Source organism: Rhodococcus sp. NPDC019050 (assembly GCF_055664235.1).
Genome location: NZ_JBVOON010000002.1, coordinates 136,626 through 152,291, shown reverse-complemented (window position 1 = coordinate 152,291; position 15,666 = coordinate 136,626). Strand labels below are relative to the sequence as shown.

Annotated in this window: 16 protein-coding genes; 3 read left to right on the top strand and 13 right to left on the bottom strand. The window is 68.4% G+C overall.

Annotation, left to right across the window (positions count from 1 at the left end):
- Positions 1-40: 40 nt before the first annotated feature.
- The 9 genes from AC0B44_RS03295 to rimP form a co-directional block, all read right to left on the bottom strand.
- A complete protein-coding gene (locus AC0B44_RS03295; protein WP_471901502.1) occupies positions 41-979 on the bottom strand; it encodes a metallophosphoesterase family protein in 939 nt (312 codons plus the stop codon).
- 5 nt (positions 980-984) lie between these two features.
- Entirely contained in the window at positions 985-2,355 is a 1,371-nt protein-coding gene (locus tag AC0B44_RS03290) for an MATE family efflux transporter (RefSeq protein WP_471901501.1), read from the bottom strand.
- A complete protein-coding gene (locus AC0B44_RS03285) occupies positions 2,352-3,299 on the bottom strand; it encodes a DHH family phosphoesterase (RefSeq protein ID WP_471901735.1) in 948 nt (315 codons plus the stop codon). Before AC0B44_RS03285 ends, AC0B44_RS03290 begins: the two co-directional genes overlap by 4 nt.
- Before the next feature lie 79 nt (positions 3,300-3,378).
- Complete coding sequence (gene rbfA / locus AC0B44_RS03280) at positions 3,379-3,837, bottom strand: 30S ribosome-binding factor RbfA (protein WP_072698558.1); 459 nt, start codon at positions 3,835-3,837, stop codon at positions 3,379-3,381.
- 58 nt (positions 3,838-3,895) lie between these two features.
- Complete coding sequence (locus tag AC0B44_RS03275; RefSeq protein WP_471901500.1) at positions 3,896-4,186, bottom strand: DUF503 domain-containing protein; 291 nt, start codon at positions 4,184-4,186, stop codon at positions 3,896-3,898.
- 85 nt (positions 4,187-4,271) lie between these two features.
- Positions 4,272-7,205 (bottom strand): translation initiation factor IF-2, encoded by a 2,934-nt coding sequence (infB, locus tag AC0B44_RS03270; protein ID WP_471901499.1) that lies wholly within the window; start codon positions 7,203-7,205, stop codon positions 4,272-4,274.
- 163 nt (positions 7,206-7,368) lie between these two features.
- A complete protein-coding gene (locus AC0B44_RS03265) occupies positions 7,369-7,722 on the bottom strand; it encodes a YlxR family protein (protein ID WP_471901498.1) in 354 nt (117 codons plus the stop codon).
- 44 nt (positions 7,723-7,766) lie between these two features.
- On the bottom strand, positions 7,767-8,795 hold the full coding sequence (nusA, locus tag AC0B44_RS03260) for a transcription termination factor NusA (RefSeq protein ID WP_471901497.1): 1,029 nt from the start codon (positions 8,793-8,795) through the stop codon (positions 7,767-7,769).
- On the bottom strand, positions 8,792-9,391 hold the full coding sequence (gene rimP / locus AC0B44_RS03255; protein ID WP_471901496.1) for a ribosome maturation factor RimP: 600 nt from the start codon (positions 9,389-9,391) through the stop codon (positions 8,792-8,794). The genes nusA and rimP overlap by 4 nt, the downstream gene beginning before the upstream one ends.
- Positions 9,392-9,547: 156 nt before the next feature.
- Between rimP and AC0B44_RS03250 the strand changes: the two genes are divergently transcribed.
- Positions 9,548-10,045, top strand: coding sequence for a hypothetical protein (locus tag AC0B44_RS03250; protein WP_471901495.1), 498 nt, complete (start codon positions 9,548-9,550; stop codon positions 10,043-10,045).
- Positions 10,042-10,503: a ferritin-like domain-containing protein gene (locus AC0B44_RS03245; RefSeq protein ID WP_471901494.1), complete on the top strand. Its 462-nt coding sequence runs from the start codon at positions 10,042-10,044 to the stop codon at positions 10,501-10,503. Before AC0B44_RS03250 ends, AC0B44_RS03245 begins: the two co-directional genes overlap by 4 nt.
- An 86-nt stretch (positions 10,504-10,589) precedes the next feature.
- Here the strand turns inward: AC0B44_RS03245 and AC0B44_RS03240 are convergent, their stop codons facing one another.
- Positions 10,590-11,567: a DUF5692 family protein gene (locus AC0B44_RS03240; protein ID WP_471901493.1), complete on the bottom strand. Its 978-nt coding sequence runs from the start codon at positions 11,565-11,567 to the stop codon at positions 10,590-10,592.
- A gap of 161 nt (positions 11,568-11,728) precedes the next feature.
- Here AC0B44_RS03240 and AC0B44_RS03235 point away from each other — a divergent pair, with 161 nt between their 5' ends.
- On the top strand, positions 11,729-12,340 hold the full coding sequence (locus AC0B44_RS03235) for a TetR/AcrR family transcriptional regulator (protein ID WP_471901492.1): 612 nt from the start codon (positions 11,729-11,731) through the stop codon (positions 12,338-12,340).
- Between the two features lie 9 nt (positions 12,341-12,349).
- On the opposite strand, the gene AC0B44_RS03230 is transcribed toward AC0B44_RS03235, so the two are convergent.
- The 3 genes from AC0B44_RS03230 to AC0B44_RS03220 all read right to left on the bottom strand — a co-directional run bounded on the left by AC0B44_RS03230 (position 12,350) and on the right by AC0B44_RS03220 (position 15,665).
- Entirely contained in the window at positions 12,350-13,168 is an 819-nt protein-coding gene (locus tag AC0B44_RS03230; protein ID WP_471901491.1) for a phytanoyl-CoA dioxygenase family protein, read from the bottom strand.
- A 66-nt stretch (positions 13,169-13,234) separates the two neighbouring features.
- Positions 13,235-13,897 carry an O-methyltransferase gene (locus AC0B44_RS03225; protein WP_471901490.1) on the bottom strand — a complete coding sequence of 221 codons (663 nt, stop codon included), beginning with the start codon at positions 13,895-13,897 and terminating at the stop codon, positions 13,235-13,237.
- Positions 13,898-13,931: 34 nt separating this feature from the next.
- Positions 13,932-15,665 (bottom strand): proline--tRNA ligase, encoded by a 1,734-nt coding sequence (locus AC0B44_RS03220; RefSeq protein WP_471901489.1) that lies wholly within the window; start codon positions 15,663-15,665, stop codon positions 13,932-13,934.
- Position 15,666 lies beyond the last annotated feature (1 nt).

Genomic DNA, 15,666 nt, shown 5'->3' with positions numbered 1-15,666 from the left:
GCTTCGTGCGTCTCGACCTTTTCTCCGGCGGACGGTTCCGTCACCGCAACTCCCTCTGTCGTTCTGCTCGCATCTTCTCGACTTCGGCTTCCATCTCGGGGGTCACGGTGAAGTGGCCACCCCATTTGTTCAGTGTTCCCGGCGGATACTCGGGCACCGGCAGGATCTGCCGGAGGAGACGATCGGGCAGGCCGCGCCGCTGCCATTCGCGCGGGTAACCGACGGACACCTCCTCGAAGCGGACGCCGTCGTAGTACGTCGTGCGCGGGATGTGCAGGTGCCCGTACACGCTGCACAGGGCGCGGTACCGCAAGTGCCAGTCGGCCGTCTCCGTCGTGCCGCACCACAGCGCGAACTCCGGATAGAACAGCATCCGGGTCGGTTCGCGCACCAACGGGAAGTGATTGATCAGGACCGTCGGCAGGGCCGGATCGAGGGCATCGAGCCGTTCGCGCGTCTGATCGACCCGCACCTTGCACCACGTGTCGCGGGTGACGTAAGGGTCGGGACGCAGCAGGAACTCGTCGGTGGCGACGACGTTGCGCTCGCGGGCGAGCGCAAGCCCGTCGGCCTTCGTCGTCGTGCCGTCGGGCAGGAACGAGTAGTCGTACAGCAGGAACATCGGGACGAGCACCGCCGGTCCGCCCTCCCCCTCCCACACCGGGTAGGGATCTTCGGGGGTGAGCACGCCGATTTCACGGCACATCGTGACGAGGTAGTCGTAGCGCGCCACACCGTACATCTGCACGGGGTCCTTCGCCGTCGTCCACAGTTCGTGGTTGCCGGGCACCCAGATCACCTGGGCGAATCGGCTCTTCAGCAGCGACAGCGCCCAGCGGATGTCGTCGGTTTTCTCCGACACGTCGCCGGCCACGATCAGCCAGTCGTCGGGCGACTCCGGGTACAGATCTTCGGTGACCGGCCGGTTCCCTCGATGGCCCACATGGATATCGCTGATCGCCCACAGCTTCGCTGCCACCGGCACTAACCTCCCGACTCGTTGTGCGCGCGGACCTGCCGGTCCGCGCCCGTCACCGCCCACCGTCCCGACACGGTGCGTACCACCACGGCGATCATCCGGAACACGATGAACACCGTAAGGCCCGTCCAGATCCCCGCGAGACCCCAGTCGAAGACGAGCGAGCACCAGATGAGCGGCAGGAACCCGAACAGCGCCGACGCCAGGGTCGCCGTGCGCAGGAACGCGGCGTCGCCCGCGCCGAGAAGCACCCCGTCCAGAGCGAACACCACACCGGCGAACGGCATGATCGCCACGAAGAACCACCATGCCACGTCGATCTGATCGAGAACCGCGGCGTCCGAGGTGAACAGTGTCGGCAGCACCGTGCGGCCGAGCAGGAACACGACGGCAAGACCCGCAGCGAACACCGCCGACCACGTGGTCACCCGCCATGCGAGCCGGGTGGCGCCGCGACGATCCGAACCTCCCAGCGCGGCACCGACCAGGGCCTGCGCCGCGATGGCCAGCGAATCCAGCGCCAGCGTGACGAAGTTCCACAGTTGCAGGACCACCTGGTGACCGGCCACCGCGGCAGCGCCGAACCGGGCGGCGACCGCGGCGGCGGAAAGGAAGCACGCCTGGAATGCCAGGCTGCGGGCGATGAGGTCCCGGCCGAGACGCAACTGGGCTCCGATCACCTCGGGGTGGGGACGCAGGGGCACCCCCGACCGCAGCAGGGCGATGACGAAAAGCGTGGCGGAAATCGATTGCCCGACCACGTTGGCGACTGCGGAGCCGACGAGTTCCCAGCGCGGTGCTCCCAGCAGGCCGTGCACCAGCACAGGGCACAACACTGCCGACAGGGCGAGACCGGCGATCACGTACCGCAGCGGGCGGAAGTTGTCCTGGACTCCTCGCATCCAGCCGTTTCCGGCCATCCCGATGAGGATCAGGGGGACTCCGAACAGTGCCACCCGCAGCCAGGACACGGCTTCGGCGGCGATCTCGTCGTCACCCGCGATCAGCCGTGCGACGGGTCCGGCGAGGATCTGGCCGGCAAGCAGGATGAGCAGTCCGACTCCGACAGCGAGCCACGTGGCCTGCACGCCCTCGCCTACGGCGTCGCGGTGCCGGTCGGCGCCGTGGAGCCGGGCGGAGCGGGCCGTGGTTCCGTACGAGAGAAAGGTCAGCTGGGTACTGACGGTCGCGAGGACGAGTCCGCCGATCGCGAGTCCCGCGAGTGGCAACGCGCCGAGGCGCCCCACGACAGCGATATCGAACAGCAGATACAGCGGTTCGGCGGCAAGGACTCCGAGCGCGGGTAGAGCGAGACCGAGAATGCGACGGCCGGAGATCTCCGGCGTCGCGGTTTGTCCCGTGGGTTCCGTCGTCACTCGAGGACGCCACGCAGTGCGGCCACCACCGAGTCCGGTGCGCCGTGCGCGGTGTAGCCGGCCGCGAACCTGTGGCCGCCACCGCCGAGATCGGCTGCGGCGGCGGAGACGTCCACGGCGGTTTTCGACCGCAGCGACACCGTCCACACCTCGGGCCCGACCTCCTTGAACACCGCGGCGACCTCCGCTTCCGCGGTGGTGCGCACGATGTCGATCACGCTCTCGACCTCCTCCGAACCGAGGTGTGCCGAATCGGCGCGACGAACGAACGCGTAGACGAGTCCCCTGCCGTGCACGGCGTCGGGCACCAGAGTGGCGGACGCCAGGACCGACGAGAGCATCGGCAGCCAGCCGAACGGATGGGTGTCGAGGAGTTCGCGCGTGATGGCGGCCCCGTCGATACCGGTGGCGAGTAGACGCTCGGCGAGACGATGCGACGCCGGGCGACCCCACCGGAAGGAACCGGTGTCCGTCACCAGTCCGGCGTACAGGCAGTGGGCGATGTCCGCATCGACGGTGACACCCCACTCGTCGAAGAGGTCGGCGAGCACCACGGCGGTGGCTTCCGCCTCGGGTTCGATGAGATTGTCGGTCCCGAACCTGGTGTTGGAGACGTGATGGTCGATCACGAGGGTGTGCGCGGCACCGGCCAGGCGATCGCGCAGGCTACCGAGACGCCCCACCGTGCCGCAGTCGACGCTCACCACGAGGTCGACCTCCCGGCGTACCGCCGCGACGGGCGTGACGAGATGCCCCCCGGGCAGTGACCGCATCGACTCGGGGACCTCGGCCGGCGCGGCAAACGCGACCTGCACCGCGACGCCTCGTCGTTCGAGCGCGAGCCCGAGGGCCAGCCCACTGCCGAGGGTGTCGGCGTCGGGCTGGACGTGGCACAGCACCGTCACCGTCGACGCGGCGTCGAGCAACGCCACCGCGCGGCGAATATCCGCCGGCGCGCCGCCCGTGGGGGCGGCGTCGCCGGGGTGAGCAGAACGGGCCGTCGGCCCGTCGTTCTGCGGCTCGTTACTCGGCGTCGTCACCGGCGTCACGCTCACGGGGCTCCTTGTACGGATCGGGATCACCGGCGGGGACGGCGCCCTCGCGGGCGCGGGCCACATCCTCGTCGGCTGCGCGTGCCCGCGCAAGCAGCTCCTCCATCTGCCGTGCGGTATCCGGCACGGTGTCGGTGACGAAGGTCAGACTCGGTGTGAAACGTACACCTGTGCCCGCGCCGACCATGGTGCGCAGGACGCCCTTGGCCTTCTCGAGCCCGGCCGCGGCCGCCTCGACATCCGGTTCGGTGTCCAGGTCGGCACCGCGCACCGTGTAGTAGACGGTCGCGTCGTGCAGGTCGGCGGTGACCCTCGCGTCGGTGATCGTCACGAACTCGAGTCGCGGATCCTTGATCTCGGTATCGATCGCCGTGGCCACGATGGTGGCGATGCGCTTGGCAAGTCGGCGGGCCCGTGCTGGATCGGCCATGTCGTTCGTTCCTCTCCTCGGCCGCCTCGGTCGGCGGCCGCGATCTTCTTCGGCCGGGTCAGTCCTCCGGGCCGAACAGTCTTCGTCTGGTGGACAGCAAGTCGAGTTCGGGGCGCTGTGCGACCAGTCGCTCGCAGGTGTCCAGTATGTCGCGCACGTGCGCGAAGTCGGCTGCGACCACCGCCACAGCCAGGGTCGAGCGCCGGTACAGGTCGTGCTCACCGGTTTCGGCGACCGACACTCCGAAGCGCCGGAGCTCGGCGAGGACCGGCCGGATGTACGACCGCTTCTCCTTGAGCGAATGCACGTCGCCGAGCAGGATATCCAGCTCGAGTGCTCCCAGATACATGCGCATCCTCGGTGTCGGCGGTGTCGTCCCGACACGCCCGTGGCGGCGAACGACGAATCGTCCACCGCCACAGGCGTCAGGTGTATCAGTCGCGCGGCTTCTCGCGAAGCTCGTACGCCTCGATCACGTCACCGACCTTGATGTCGGAGTAGGTGACCGTCAAACCACACTCGTAGCCCTCGCGGACCTCGGTGACATCGTCCTTCTCGCGTCGCAGCGACGAGATGGTGACCGTCTCGGCGACAACGTTGTTGTCGCGGAGCAGACGGGCCTTCGCGTTGCGCTTGACGATGCCGGACTGCACGAGGCAACCCGCGATGTTGCCGACCTTCGACGACTTGAAGATCGCACGGATCTCGGCGCGGCCGAGCTCGACCTCCTCGTAGACCGGCTTGAGCATGCCCTTGAGAGCCTTCTCCACCTCGTCGATCGCCTGGTAGATGACCGAGTAGTAGCGGATGTCGACACCCTCGCGGTTCGCCAGCTCCGTCGCCTTGCCTTCGGCGCGAACGTTGAAGCCGATGATCACCGCGTTGGAAGCCGCAGCCAGGTTGACGTTGGTCTCGGTGACGCCACCGACACCGCGGTCGATGACCCGCAGCCGAACCTCGTCGTCGATCTGGATCCCCATGAGGGCCTCTTCGAGGGCCTCGACGGTACCGGAGTTGTCGCCCTTGAGGATGAGGTTGAGCTCGTTGTGCTCCTTGAGAGCGGCATCGAGATCTTCCAGGCTGATCCGCTTGCGGCTCTTCGCTGCCAGCGCGTTGCGCTTACGGGCGTTGCGCCGGTCGGCGATCTGCCGCGCGATGCGGTCCTCGTCGACGACAACCAGGTTGTCGCCGGCGCCGGGCACCGACGTGAAGCCGATGACCTGCACGGGACGCGACGGGAGTGCCTCGAGGACATCCTCGCCGTGCTCGTCGACCATGCGGCGGACACGACCGTAGGCATCGCCGGCGACGATGGAATCGCCGACCCGCAGGGTGCCGCGCTGGACGAGCACCGTGGCAACCGGACCGCGACCGCGGTCGAGGTGTGCCTCGATGGCGACGCCCTGCGCCTCCATGTCGGGGTTCGCCCGCAGGTCGAGCGACGCATCTGCCGTGAGCAGGACCGCTTCGAGCAGTTCGTCGATGTGCAGCCCCTGCTTCGCGGAGATGTCGACGAACATGGTGTCGCCGCCGTACTCCTCGGTGACCAGGCCGTACTCGGTGAGCTGCTGCCGGATCTTGTCCGGGTTCGCGCCCTCCTTGTCGATCTTGTTCACCGCGACCACGATCGGCACGTCGGCCGCCTGGGCGTGGTTGATCGCTTCCACCGTCTGCGGCATGACGCCGTCGTCCGCCGCGACCACGAGGATCGCGACGTCGGTGGACTTCGCACCACGGGCACGCATGGCGGTGAACGCCTCGTGACCCGGGGTGTCGATGAAGGTGATCAGGCGATCTTCACCGTTGAGGTGCGTCATGACCTGGTAGGCACCGATGTGCTGCGTGATGCCACCGGCCTCGCCCTCGCCGACGTTCTCCTTACGGATCGTGTCGAGCAGTCGGGTCTTGCCGTGGTCGACGTGACCCATGACGGTGACCACCGGCGGACGCTGCTGGAGGTCTTCCTCGCCGCCTTCGTTCTCGCCGTACTGGATGTCGAACGACTCGAGCAGTTCGCGGTCCTCGTCCTCGGGCGAGACGACCTGGACGACGTAGTTCATCTCCGAGCCGAGCAGCTCGAGAGTCTCGTCGTTCACCGACTGAGTGGCCGTGACCATCTCACCGAGGTTGAACAGGGCCTGCACGAGTGCTGCCGGGTTCGCGTCGATCTTCTCGGCGAAGTCCGAGAGCGATGCGCCACGGGCGAGACGGATGGTCTCACCGTTGCCGCGGGGCAGCCGCACGCCGCCGACCGACGGCGCCTGCATCGAGTCGTATTCCTGCCGCTTCTGCCGCTTCGACTTGCGGCCACGACGGGGAGCGCCACCGGGGCGACCGAACGCACCGGCTGCACCGCCACGACCACGACCACCGGCGCCACCGCCACCGGGACGACCACGGAAGCCACCGGGAGCACCGGCACCTGCGGGTGCGCCGCCACCGGCGCCGCCACCGCGGTAACCGCCGCCGCCACCGGCGCCGCCACCGGGACGACCGCCCGGAGCACCGCCGGGACGACCCGGCCGGCCGGCCGGAGCCGGACGTGCAGCGCGCTGCGGCATGGCACCCGGATTCGGGCGAGGAGGCATCGAGCCCGGAGTCGGGCGAGGTCCGCCCTGACCGGGAGCCGGACGGGGTCCACCCTGACCGGGAGCCGGACGGGGACCGCCCTGACCGGCGGCGGGACGACCCTGACCCGGAGTCGGGCGGGGACCGCCCTGGCCGGGAGCGGGACGCGGACCACCCGCACCCGGGCGGGGACCGCCGGGACGCGGAGCCGGACGCTCTGCCGGAGCAGACGAATACGGGTTGTTACCGACACGCGGGGCCTTGGGGCCGGGACGCGGGCCCGCCGGCTTGGGGCCGGGCTTGACCGAAGGTGCCTGCGGAGCAGACGCGGCGGCGGGAGCCGACGCTTCGGGAGCTGCTTCGGCCGGAGCCTGGGCAGCGGGAGCGGCCGGAGCCTGCGCAGCCGGAGCCGCGGGGGCAGCCGGAGCGGGCTTGGGAGCCGGAGCCGGCTTGGGGGCACCGGGCTTCGGACGCGACGCAGCGGCCGGGCTCGGAGCCGAGGTGGTCTCTGCCGGTGTTGTTTCGGGTGCCGGGGCCGCAGCCGCCGGCGCGGGTGCCGGGCGCGGGCCCGGGCGGGGTCCTCCGGGACGGGGTCCCGGGGTGGGAGCGGCCTTACCGGCCGCAGCGCCGTCTTCCTTCGCGCCGCCGAACGATTCGCGCAAACGGCGCGCGACCGGGGGCTCGACGGTCGAAGACGCCGACTTCACGAACTCGCCCTGCTCCTTGAGCCTTGCGAGTAGTTCCTTACTGGTGACACCGAGTTCTTTAGCCAACTCGTGCACGCGGGCCTTGCCTGCCACTGCTCTCCTCACTGATGAGGTCGAGCCGGCCAATGCCCGCACGACCTCGGGTTATCTCCGATGGACGTTCATCGCTGGTGCTTCACGGTGTGCTCATGAGTGTTCGTACCTGTTCTTCTCAGAGTTCGATGTCACTGTTGGTGCCTCGTCGGCGATTTCGCTGTCACGCAGTCCGGTGACGATCCCCGGACTCCGCCACGTCGTGAGATGCCGCCGCCGCGGACCCGACCAGCTGATCCAGCGCCGCTGTATCCGGGTTTCCGGATACCTTCAGTGCTCTGCCGAATGCTCGGCGCCGAACGGCTTGGCTCAGACACTCCGGGGTGGGATGCAACCATGCACCTCGTCCGTCAAGCCTGCGCCCGGAGTCGGGAACCACGACGAACACTCGCGATCCGTGTTCGCGTGCCACGACCCTCAGCAGCTCGGCAGCCAGCGTTCGCTGCCGACAACCGATACAGGTACGCACCGATTCGGTGCGAGACCCATGGGCCGAGGGCAGTTCATGCTGAACCATCGACCACTCTACCGTTGTTTTGCGAAGAATCCCGCATTCCACGCCTACCTGCCTGTCGGCGCGTTACCGGAAGCCTCGTCGGTGGTGGGTGCGGCGTCGCTGCGAATATCGATTCGCCAGCCGGTCAGGCGCGCAGCAAGGCGTGCATTCTGACCCTCTTTACCGATCGCCAGAGACAACTGGAAATCGGGCACGACGACCCGCGCGGCGCGCGCCTCGGGATCGACGACCGTGACCGATACCACCTTCGACGGCGACAGGGCATTTCCGACGAACTTCGCAGGATCCTCGTCGTAGTCGATGATGTCGATCTTTTCCTCACCCAGTTCGCGCATCACGTTGCGCACACGCTGGCCCATGGGACCGATGCACGCGCCCTTGGCGTTGAGGCCCGGGACGAGGGAATGCACGGCGATCTTCGACCGGTGGCCGGACTCGCGCGCAACCGCCACGATCTCCACCGACCCGTCGGCGATCTCGGGCACCTCGAGGGCGAACAGCTTCCGGACCAGGTTCGGGTGCGTGCGCGACAGGGTGATCTGCGGTCCGCGCTGGCCACGGGAGACACCCACGACGTAGCACTTGATCCGGTCGCCGTGTTCGTACGTCTCGCCGGGGACCTGCTCCGCGGGCGGGATGAGGCCCTCGGTGCTCGTGGTCTCGCCGCCGATCTTGACCACCACCATGCCGCGGGCGTTCGCGCGGGAGTCGCGCTGGACGACACCGCTGACGATTTCACCCTCGTGGGTGGCGAACTCCCCGAACCGCTGCTCGTGCTCGGCGTCGCGGATGCGCTGCATGATGACCTGACGCGCAGTGGTCGCCGCGATCCGGCCGAAGTCCTCGGGGGTGTCGTCCCACTCGGCGACGACGTTGCCGTCTTCGTCGCGTTCCTCGGCCAGCACCTGGATCGCACCCGTCTTGGTGTCGACGGCTACCCGGGCGTGCGGCTGATGACCGTCGACATGGCGGTACGCCGTCAGCAGCGCGGTTTCGAGTGTCTCAATCAGTTCTTCGAACGGAATGTTCTTCTCGGACTCCAGCATTCGCAGAGCCGCGATCTCGATATTCACTTGTCCAGCCTCGTTTCGTTCACGTCTTCTTCGTCTTCTTCGTCTCGGCCGTCACCGACGACCTCGGCTATCTCGCCCGCGGCTGCCCTTCCGTCGGGCAGCCCGCCGGCCAGTTCGAGTTCGCGCGCATTCGGCTTGGCGAACTCGACCTCCACCACGGCGTGGCGGATCTCGCTCAGAGGGATGGCACGCACCACCGGCCCGGAACGATCCGGCAGCACGACGCGGATCTCTTCGCCCACCAGTTCTCCGACCCGCGCGACGATCGTCTCGTCGGCGAGCTGGATCTTGGCCTTGCGTCCCTGCGCCCGCCGCCAGTGCCGATCCCGGGTGAGCGGCCTGCCCACACCGGGGCTGGTGACTTCGAGCATGTAGGGCGATTCCCCGAAGTCCGACACTCCGTCGAAGGTCTCCGAGACGAGCCGGCTCAGTCGCGCGGCTTCGTCCAGGCTCAGACCCGCATCACTGTCGACGAGCAGTCGGACCGTGCTGTGTTTTCCGGCCGCGGTCACCACCACGTCCTCGAGGTCGTATCCCTCTTCGGTGAGAAGATCGGAGACGAGCTCGACGATCCTTTCCGGGGGCGGCACAGGCATTGCGGGCGGGCTCCTCGTTCAGTTGTGGTCGCAGCGGACATCCGGCCGATACGGATCCGAACCGGCCGGCTTCCAGCGTAACGCGCGAATCGCGGTGCCGTGACCAGGCCGCCGTCGCTCGAGGCCGGGGTCTGCTGGCACGATGGTGCCGTGCCGATGCCAGTTACCCGTACCACCCTGTCCCGACGAGCCCTGTTGCGATGGTCCTCGGCGACGATCGGCGGGGTCGGTGTCCTGGGAGTCGCCGGATGTGGGCTCTCCGACGACGACACCGAATCCGAGCCCGATCCGCTGTTGGCGCAGGCAGCGAGCGCGCGGCAGGATGCCGCGACCGCCCGTGCACTCACGGCGATCTACCCGGACCGGGCCGGCGCCCTCGGCGTCATCGCAGACGAGCGCACCGCGCACGCCGACGCACTCGACTCCGAGGTCTCCCGCATGGCGGGAATCACTCCCGACGCGACCACCTCGAGTACCTCGTCGACCACTGCACCGGCCGTCGGAGAGGCCCCGACCGTCGAACAGCTGCGGGACATGCTGGTCCGATCACAGCGCACCTCGGCGGACCTCGCCCGTACCCTCACCGGTTTCCGGGCGGGTCTGCTCGCCTCGATCAGCGCGGCATGCGGCGTACAGACGGAGGTTCTGCTGTGACTTCTCCGGAGCCCACCACTTCGCAAGAGCTCGGTTCCGAGCAGCAAGCCCTCGTCGACGCACTCGAGGCCGAGCATTCGGCCGTGTTCGGGTACGGAGTCGTCGCGGCGTTCGCGGACCTCTCCCGGGCGGGCGAGGTGGCCGCCGACGCGGCCGCGCACCGCGCTCGCCGCGACGGCACCATCGATGCTCTGCAGGCCGCCGGTGTGACACCTCCGGTCGCCGCGCCCGGATACACGGTGCCGTTCCCGGTGACCGACCCGGTCGAAGCGGCGCGACTGGCCGTACAGATCGAGAGCGACACCGCGATCGCGTGGCGATCGGTCGTCGAACGGGCACGCAGCGAAGCGACGCGCGGCAACGCACTCGACGCCCTCCGGGAAGCTGCCCTGCGCGCCGCCCGCTGGCGTGTCGTCGAAGGGGTTCCCCCGACCGTCGCCTTTCCCGGCCGGCCCTGACAGCGGCGCCGTGGCCGAGCCCTCGGGCTCGACCACGGCGCGTGGTTGTTCGGTGCTCGCCCGGCCGGGGGCCGGATGAGCGGCTGTCAGACCGTGGCCAGTCGGTCCTTCTCGCGGGACTCCGGCAGGACCGCCGGCGACTCGACGGGGAGGTTCGCGTCGCGCACCTCGCGGTACTGGCGCAGGTGGGTGTACAGCTCGTCGCGCAGCGGGTTGCGGTGCCGCTTCACGATGGTGAACACCTGGTAGACCACCACGGCGATGTTGGCCGCGAGCGACAGGGCCGACACGACGAACAGCGCGGTCGGGTTGTGCGACGACTCGACGGCGAACTGCGACGAGGTCACGAACGTCGGGACTGCCATCGTGAACATCATCCACAGGGCCAGCGTGTGGGCGCGGTGCTGCAGCCAGGCGCCCTTCTTGATGAAGAACGCGGGGATGGTGCAGGAGATGAGCAGGGCCGCACCGGCGTAGAAGGAGTGGTCACCGACGCAGTTGTAGACGTAGGCGAAGTTCCACAGGTCGTACGCGATGATCCAGAACCACATCATGTCGGGCCAGATCATGTCCTTGGACCGGTCGCGCGAGACGATGATGCCTGCCCAGCCGCAGATGGTGATCAGGTTGAGGATCCCGGCAATGCCGTTCATGTAGTTCCACGGACCGCCGACCATGAAGACGCCGTCGTGCATGCCCTGCATGCCCGCCACCTCGAAGTCGCGGATGACTGCCTCGCCGATGTTGATCGCCAGGATCAGGGCGGGGAACATCAGCATCCAGCGGTTCTTCGCCAAACGCGGGACGTACCGGATGAGCATGAAGCCCAGGCACCCGATGAGTGCCGAGTAGACCTTCACCCAGTGGAACCAGGTGCCGGTCGACGAGCCTGCGCCGGCCGTCGTGGGCCACACGAAAATTGTCAGGAAGATTGGCAGCGCCACGAAGAAGCCGAGACCGGCCCACTTCCAGCGGCGCGTCACCTCGTTGAGGGCGATGAGGGCGGCAAGCACGACGCACCACATCACCCAGGAGTACCAGGGGATGGATTCGAACAAGAACATCGGAGCTCCTCTTCGCGGCTCGCGGAATGCGTGCCGTCCGGATATCTTTCGCGGCTCGCGGTATGTGTGCCGTTTCGATATCCAAGGTAGGAAATCCGGCCCGGAGGGTCACTAGACAATCGATGCGATGTGTCCAGGGACGTGCGGCGGTACCGTGAGCCATGGCCGACGAGAGCGCCGAGGCGCGGCGACGTGCGGGTGCACGCGACGCCCTGGCCTCCGCGCTCAAGGCTCGCCTACGGTCCGAGCCGCTCGACAAGGTGACGGTGACGGAACTGACGCGGGACTGCGGACTGACCCGCCAGGCGTTCTACTACCACTTCCCCGACGTGCGGCACCTCGCCGTCTGGGTGTTCGAGAGGGAGGTCGCCGGCCGGGTCCGCGCGTTCGCGTCGGAGGAGGGATGGGCAGACGGCCTCGTCCGGCTGATGCTGTACATGCGTGACAACCGTTCGTCGACGCTCGGGGTGCTCGACGGGCTGGGCAGATCCGGGCTCGAGCGCTTCCTGTTCGCACAGATGCGGCCCATCACCGAGGCCGTGATGGACCAGGACGGCGGCGGACCGAAGCGCGAGCAGGACCGCGTTTTGGTGGTCGACTTCTACACCTCGGCGGTCCTCGCCGTGGTGCTGAGGTGGGTGTCGGACGGCATGGTCGAGCATCCGTACCGCGTGGTCGGCGATCTCGAGATCATGCTGCACGGCGCGTTGCGTGAGTCCGCCCGGCGGCTCGACGCCCGTGCCACGCCGCCGCCGAGAGGTCGGGGCGCGTGACCGGTGTCTTCACCGGTTCAGCGCGCGCCGCACCGCTCTCTCGACGGGAGTCGTGCCGGTGGCGTCGAGCCGGAAGGGTGTGACCGTCTCGATCGGTGGCTGCGCAATGATGCGCGGTCGCCGAATTCCGCTCCCCGGCCCGGCAAGGTTCAGCGGCCGGGCACTGCGCATCGGCTGGGCCGCATGAATCAGGAACGGGTGGCACACGTAGACGTCGCCCGCGGCACCGGTCGCCTCGACCATGGGCCGGGCGGGTGCATCGAGCATGCCGTCCTCGTCCATGGCGCGGCACAACTCCAGCACCGAACGCCCGTCGCGGTGGTCGACGAGGTAGCCGGGCACGTCGAGGTGGGAACCCACCTTGATCCTGGTAGGAGCGTCGTCCGGTCCAACATCGGTGAGCAGGAACAGCACCAGCAGACCCCGGCCGCGTGAGCGGACATCGACGTACGGCCAGGTCTGTCCCTCGACGGCGAAACTACCGTCGACGTGCCATCCGGTATCTCCGGGATCGGCGGGATGCGGAAACCGGATGGGAAACGTGCCGAGGCCGCGGGGCACAACCCAGCGGCCCGCTCCCAGCAGGCGGTCGTAGACGTCGAGAAGGACCGGCATCGTGGAGACCTCGACGAACGGTGGATCCCACCGACCCCCGACCCGCACGACGGGTTCGGTCCAGGTGCCCGGATCCGATCGGTCGGCGTCGAGTTCTTCCCAGAGGAGCTCGCAGCACCGCTCCGTGACCTCCCGCGGAACGGCACCTTCGATCCGCAGGTATCCCTCTTCGATGAAGCGCTCGGCGTCGGCGGTTCCCCGGATGTCGCTCACACGAACAATGTTCGGCAGTCCAGCCCCCGAGCGCCACCGATTTTCGGCCGGCCCGGGGGTACCCGGCTACGGTTGCGGCTCGACGACGAGCGCCAACGCGAAACCGTCCCAGCCCTTGACCCCCACGGTCTGCAACGCCGTGGCGTCGAGACGCGGTTCGGCCGCCAGCACGGCGAGCAGTTCCCGCGACGCGCGAACCTTCGAGTCGTCGTCCTCCGGATCGCTGATCGCACCGGCGCGAACCACGTTGTCGACGACGATCACCGTTCCCGGCCTCGACAACCGCAGCGTCTCGCGCACGTAGTTGCTGTTGTTCTCCTTGTCGGCGTCGATGAACACCAGGTCGAACGGGCCGTCGAGATCCGGCAGGGTGTCGAGGGCCGCGCCGACACGGATGTCGACGCGTGCCCCGACGCCGGCGCGATCGAGATTGGCGCGCGCGACCTCGGCGTGCCGCGGTTCGTATTCGAGCGTCGTCACGTGCCCCGACTCCCCCACCGCGCGCGCCAGCCAGATGGTGGAGTATCCGCCGAGCGTCCCGATTTCCAGCACGCGGCGGGCACCGCGGATCCGGGCGAGCAGGTGCAGGAACTTGCCCTGCACCGGCGCGACGTCGATGGGCCTCAGTCCCGCCGCCGCGTTCGCCTCGAGGGCGGCGTCGAGGGCGGGATCGTCGCCGATGAGGAAATCGGCGAGATAGGTGTCGGTCGCGCTCCAGTTCTCGGACATGGGCCCATTCTGGCTCACCGGATCCGGGTACGGATCAGCGGCCGAGGATCTCCCGCACGGCCTCGCCCACCGGCACCTCGCTCGACTCTCCGGTGAGACGGTTGCGCACCTCGACGTTGCCGTCGGCGAATCCGCGTCCGACCACGACGACGAGGGGCATCCCGAGCAGTTCCGAATCCTTGAACTTCACACCGGGCGAGGCCTTGCGATCGTCGAAGAGCACGTCCAGACCTGCGTTCGACAGTTCCTCGACGAGGTTTTCCGCACCGGCGCGAGCCTGCTCGTCCTTGTTGGCGATGACGACGTGCACGTCGAACGGCGCGACCTCGGACGGCCAGCGCAGGCCCTTCTCGTCGTGCTGCTGCTCGGCGATCACGGCCACCAGCCGCGACACACCCACGCCGTACGACCCCATCGTCGGACGCACCGGCTTGCCGTTCTCGTTGAGCACATCGACGGCGAAAGCGTCGGTGTACTTGCGGCCGAGCTGGAAGACGTGGCCGATCTCGATGCCGCGGGCGGAGACCAGCGGTCCGGCGCCGTCGGGCGACGGGTCACCGTCGCGGACCTCTGCGGCCTCCACGGTGCCGTCGGCGACGAAGTCACGACCGGCGACGAGCCCGAACACGTGCTTGCCGTGCTCGTCGGCGCCGGTGATCCATGCCGTTCCGTCGACCACGCGGGGATCGACGAGGTAACGGACGTCGTTGGCGAGCAGCGCCTTCGGACCGATGTAGCCCTTGACGAGGAACGGGTTCGCCGCGAAATCGGCGTCGTCGAGCAACGCGACCTCGGCAGGTTCGAACGACGCCTCGAGACGCTTGTCGTCCACTTCGCGGTCACCGGGGATGCCGATTCCGACAAGCTCCCACTCGCCGCCGGGCTGCCGAACCTTGACGAGGATGTTCTTCAGGGTTTCGGACGCGTCGACCTCGCGGCCGAGGATCTTGGTGGCTGCCTCGACGAGCGAACCGATCGTCGGGGTGTCCGGGGTGTCGTGCACGACCGCGTCGGGCAGTCCGTCGAACGGGATCGCTGCGGGGGCGAGCGTCTTGACGGCCTCGACGTTGGCGGCGTAGCCGGACTCGACGCAGCGGACGTAGGTGTCCTCACCGACCTCGCTCTCGGCCAGGAACTCCTCAGAGGCGCTGCCGCCCATGGCCCCCGACGTGGCGGAGACGATCACGTACTTCACGCCGAGGCGGGTGAAGATCCGCTCGTAGGCGTCGCGGTGCGCCTGGTACGACTGGGCAAGCCCCTCGTCTGTGAGGTCGAAGCTGTAGGAGTCCTTCATCACGAACTCGCGGCCGCGCAGGATGCCGGCGCGCGGGCGCTCCTCGTCGCGGTACTTGGTCTGCACCTGGTAGAGGGTGACCGGGAAGTCCTTGTACGAGTTGTACTCACCCTTGACGGTGAGGGCGAAGAGTTCCTCGTGTGTCGGGCCGAGCAGGTAGTCGTTGCCCTTGCGGTCCTGGAGGCGGAACAGTCCGGCGCCGTACTCGGTCCACCGGTTCGACGTCTCGTAGGGTTCGCGCGGCAGCAACGCGGGCAGGGAGATCTCCTGCGCTCCGATGCTGTTCATCTCCTCGCGGACCACTCGCTCGACCTGCCGCAGCACCTTCAGACCCAGTGGCAGCCACGAGTAGATGCCCGGCGCGATGCGCCGGACGTATCCCGCCCGGACAAGCAGTTTGTGACTGGGGACCTCGGCGTCGGCCGGATCGTCACGGAGGGTGCGGAGGAACAGGTGGGACATGCGAGTGATCACG

Coding starts and splice junctions, on each gene's coding strand:
- rbfA (WP_072698558.1), bottom strand. CDS start 3,837: ATGGCCGATCCAGCACGGGCCCGCCGACTTGCCAAGCGCATCGCCACC.
- AC0B44_RS03275 (WP_471901500.1), bottom strand. CDS start 4,186: ATGTATCTGGGAGCACTCGAGCTGGATATCCTGCTCGGCGACGTGCAT.
- AC0B44_RS03265 (WP_471901498.1), bottom strand. CDS start 7,722: ATGGTTCAGCATGAACTGCCCTCGGCCCATGGGTCTCGCACCGAATCG.
- rimP (WP_471901496.1), bottom strand. CDS start 9,391: ATGCCTGTGCCGCCCCCGGAAAGGATCGTCGAGCTCGTCTCCGATCTT.
- AC0B44_RS03250 (WP_471901495.1), top strand. CDS start 9,548: ATGCCAGTTACCCGTACCACCCTGTCCCGACGAGCCCTGTTGCGATGG.
- AC0B44_RS03240 (WP_471901493.1), bottom strand. CDS start 11,567: ATGTTCTTGTTCGAATCCATCCCCTGGTACTCCTGGGTGATGTGGTGC.
- AC0B44_RS03235 (WP_471901492.1), top strand. CDS start 11,729: ATGGCCGACGAGAGCGCCGAGGCGCGGCGACGTGCGGGTGCACGCGAC.
- AC0B44_RS03225 (WP_471901490.1), bottom strand. CDS start 13,897: ATGTCCGAGAACTGGAGCGCGACCGACACCTATCTCGCCGATTTCCTC.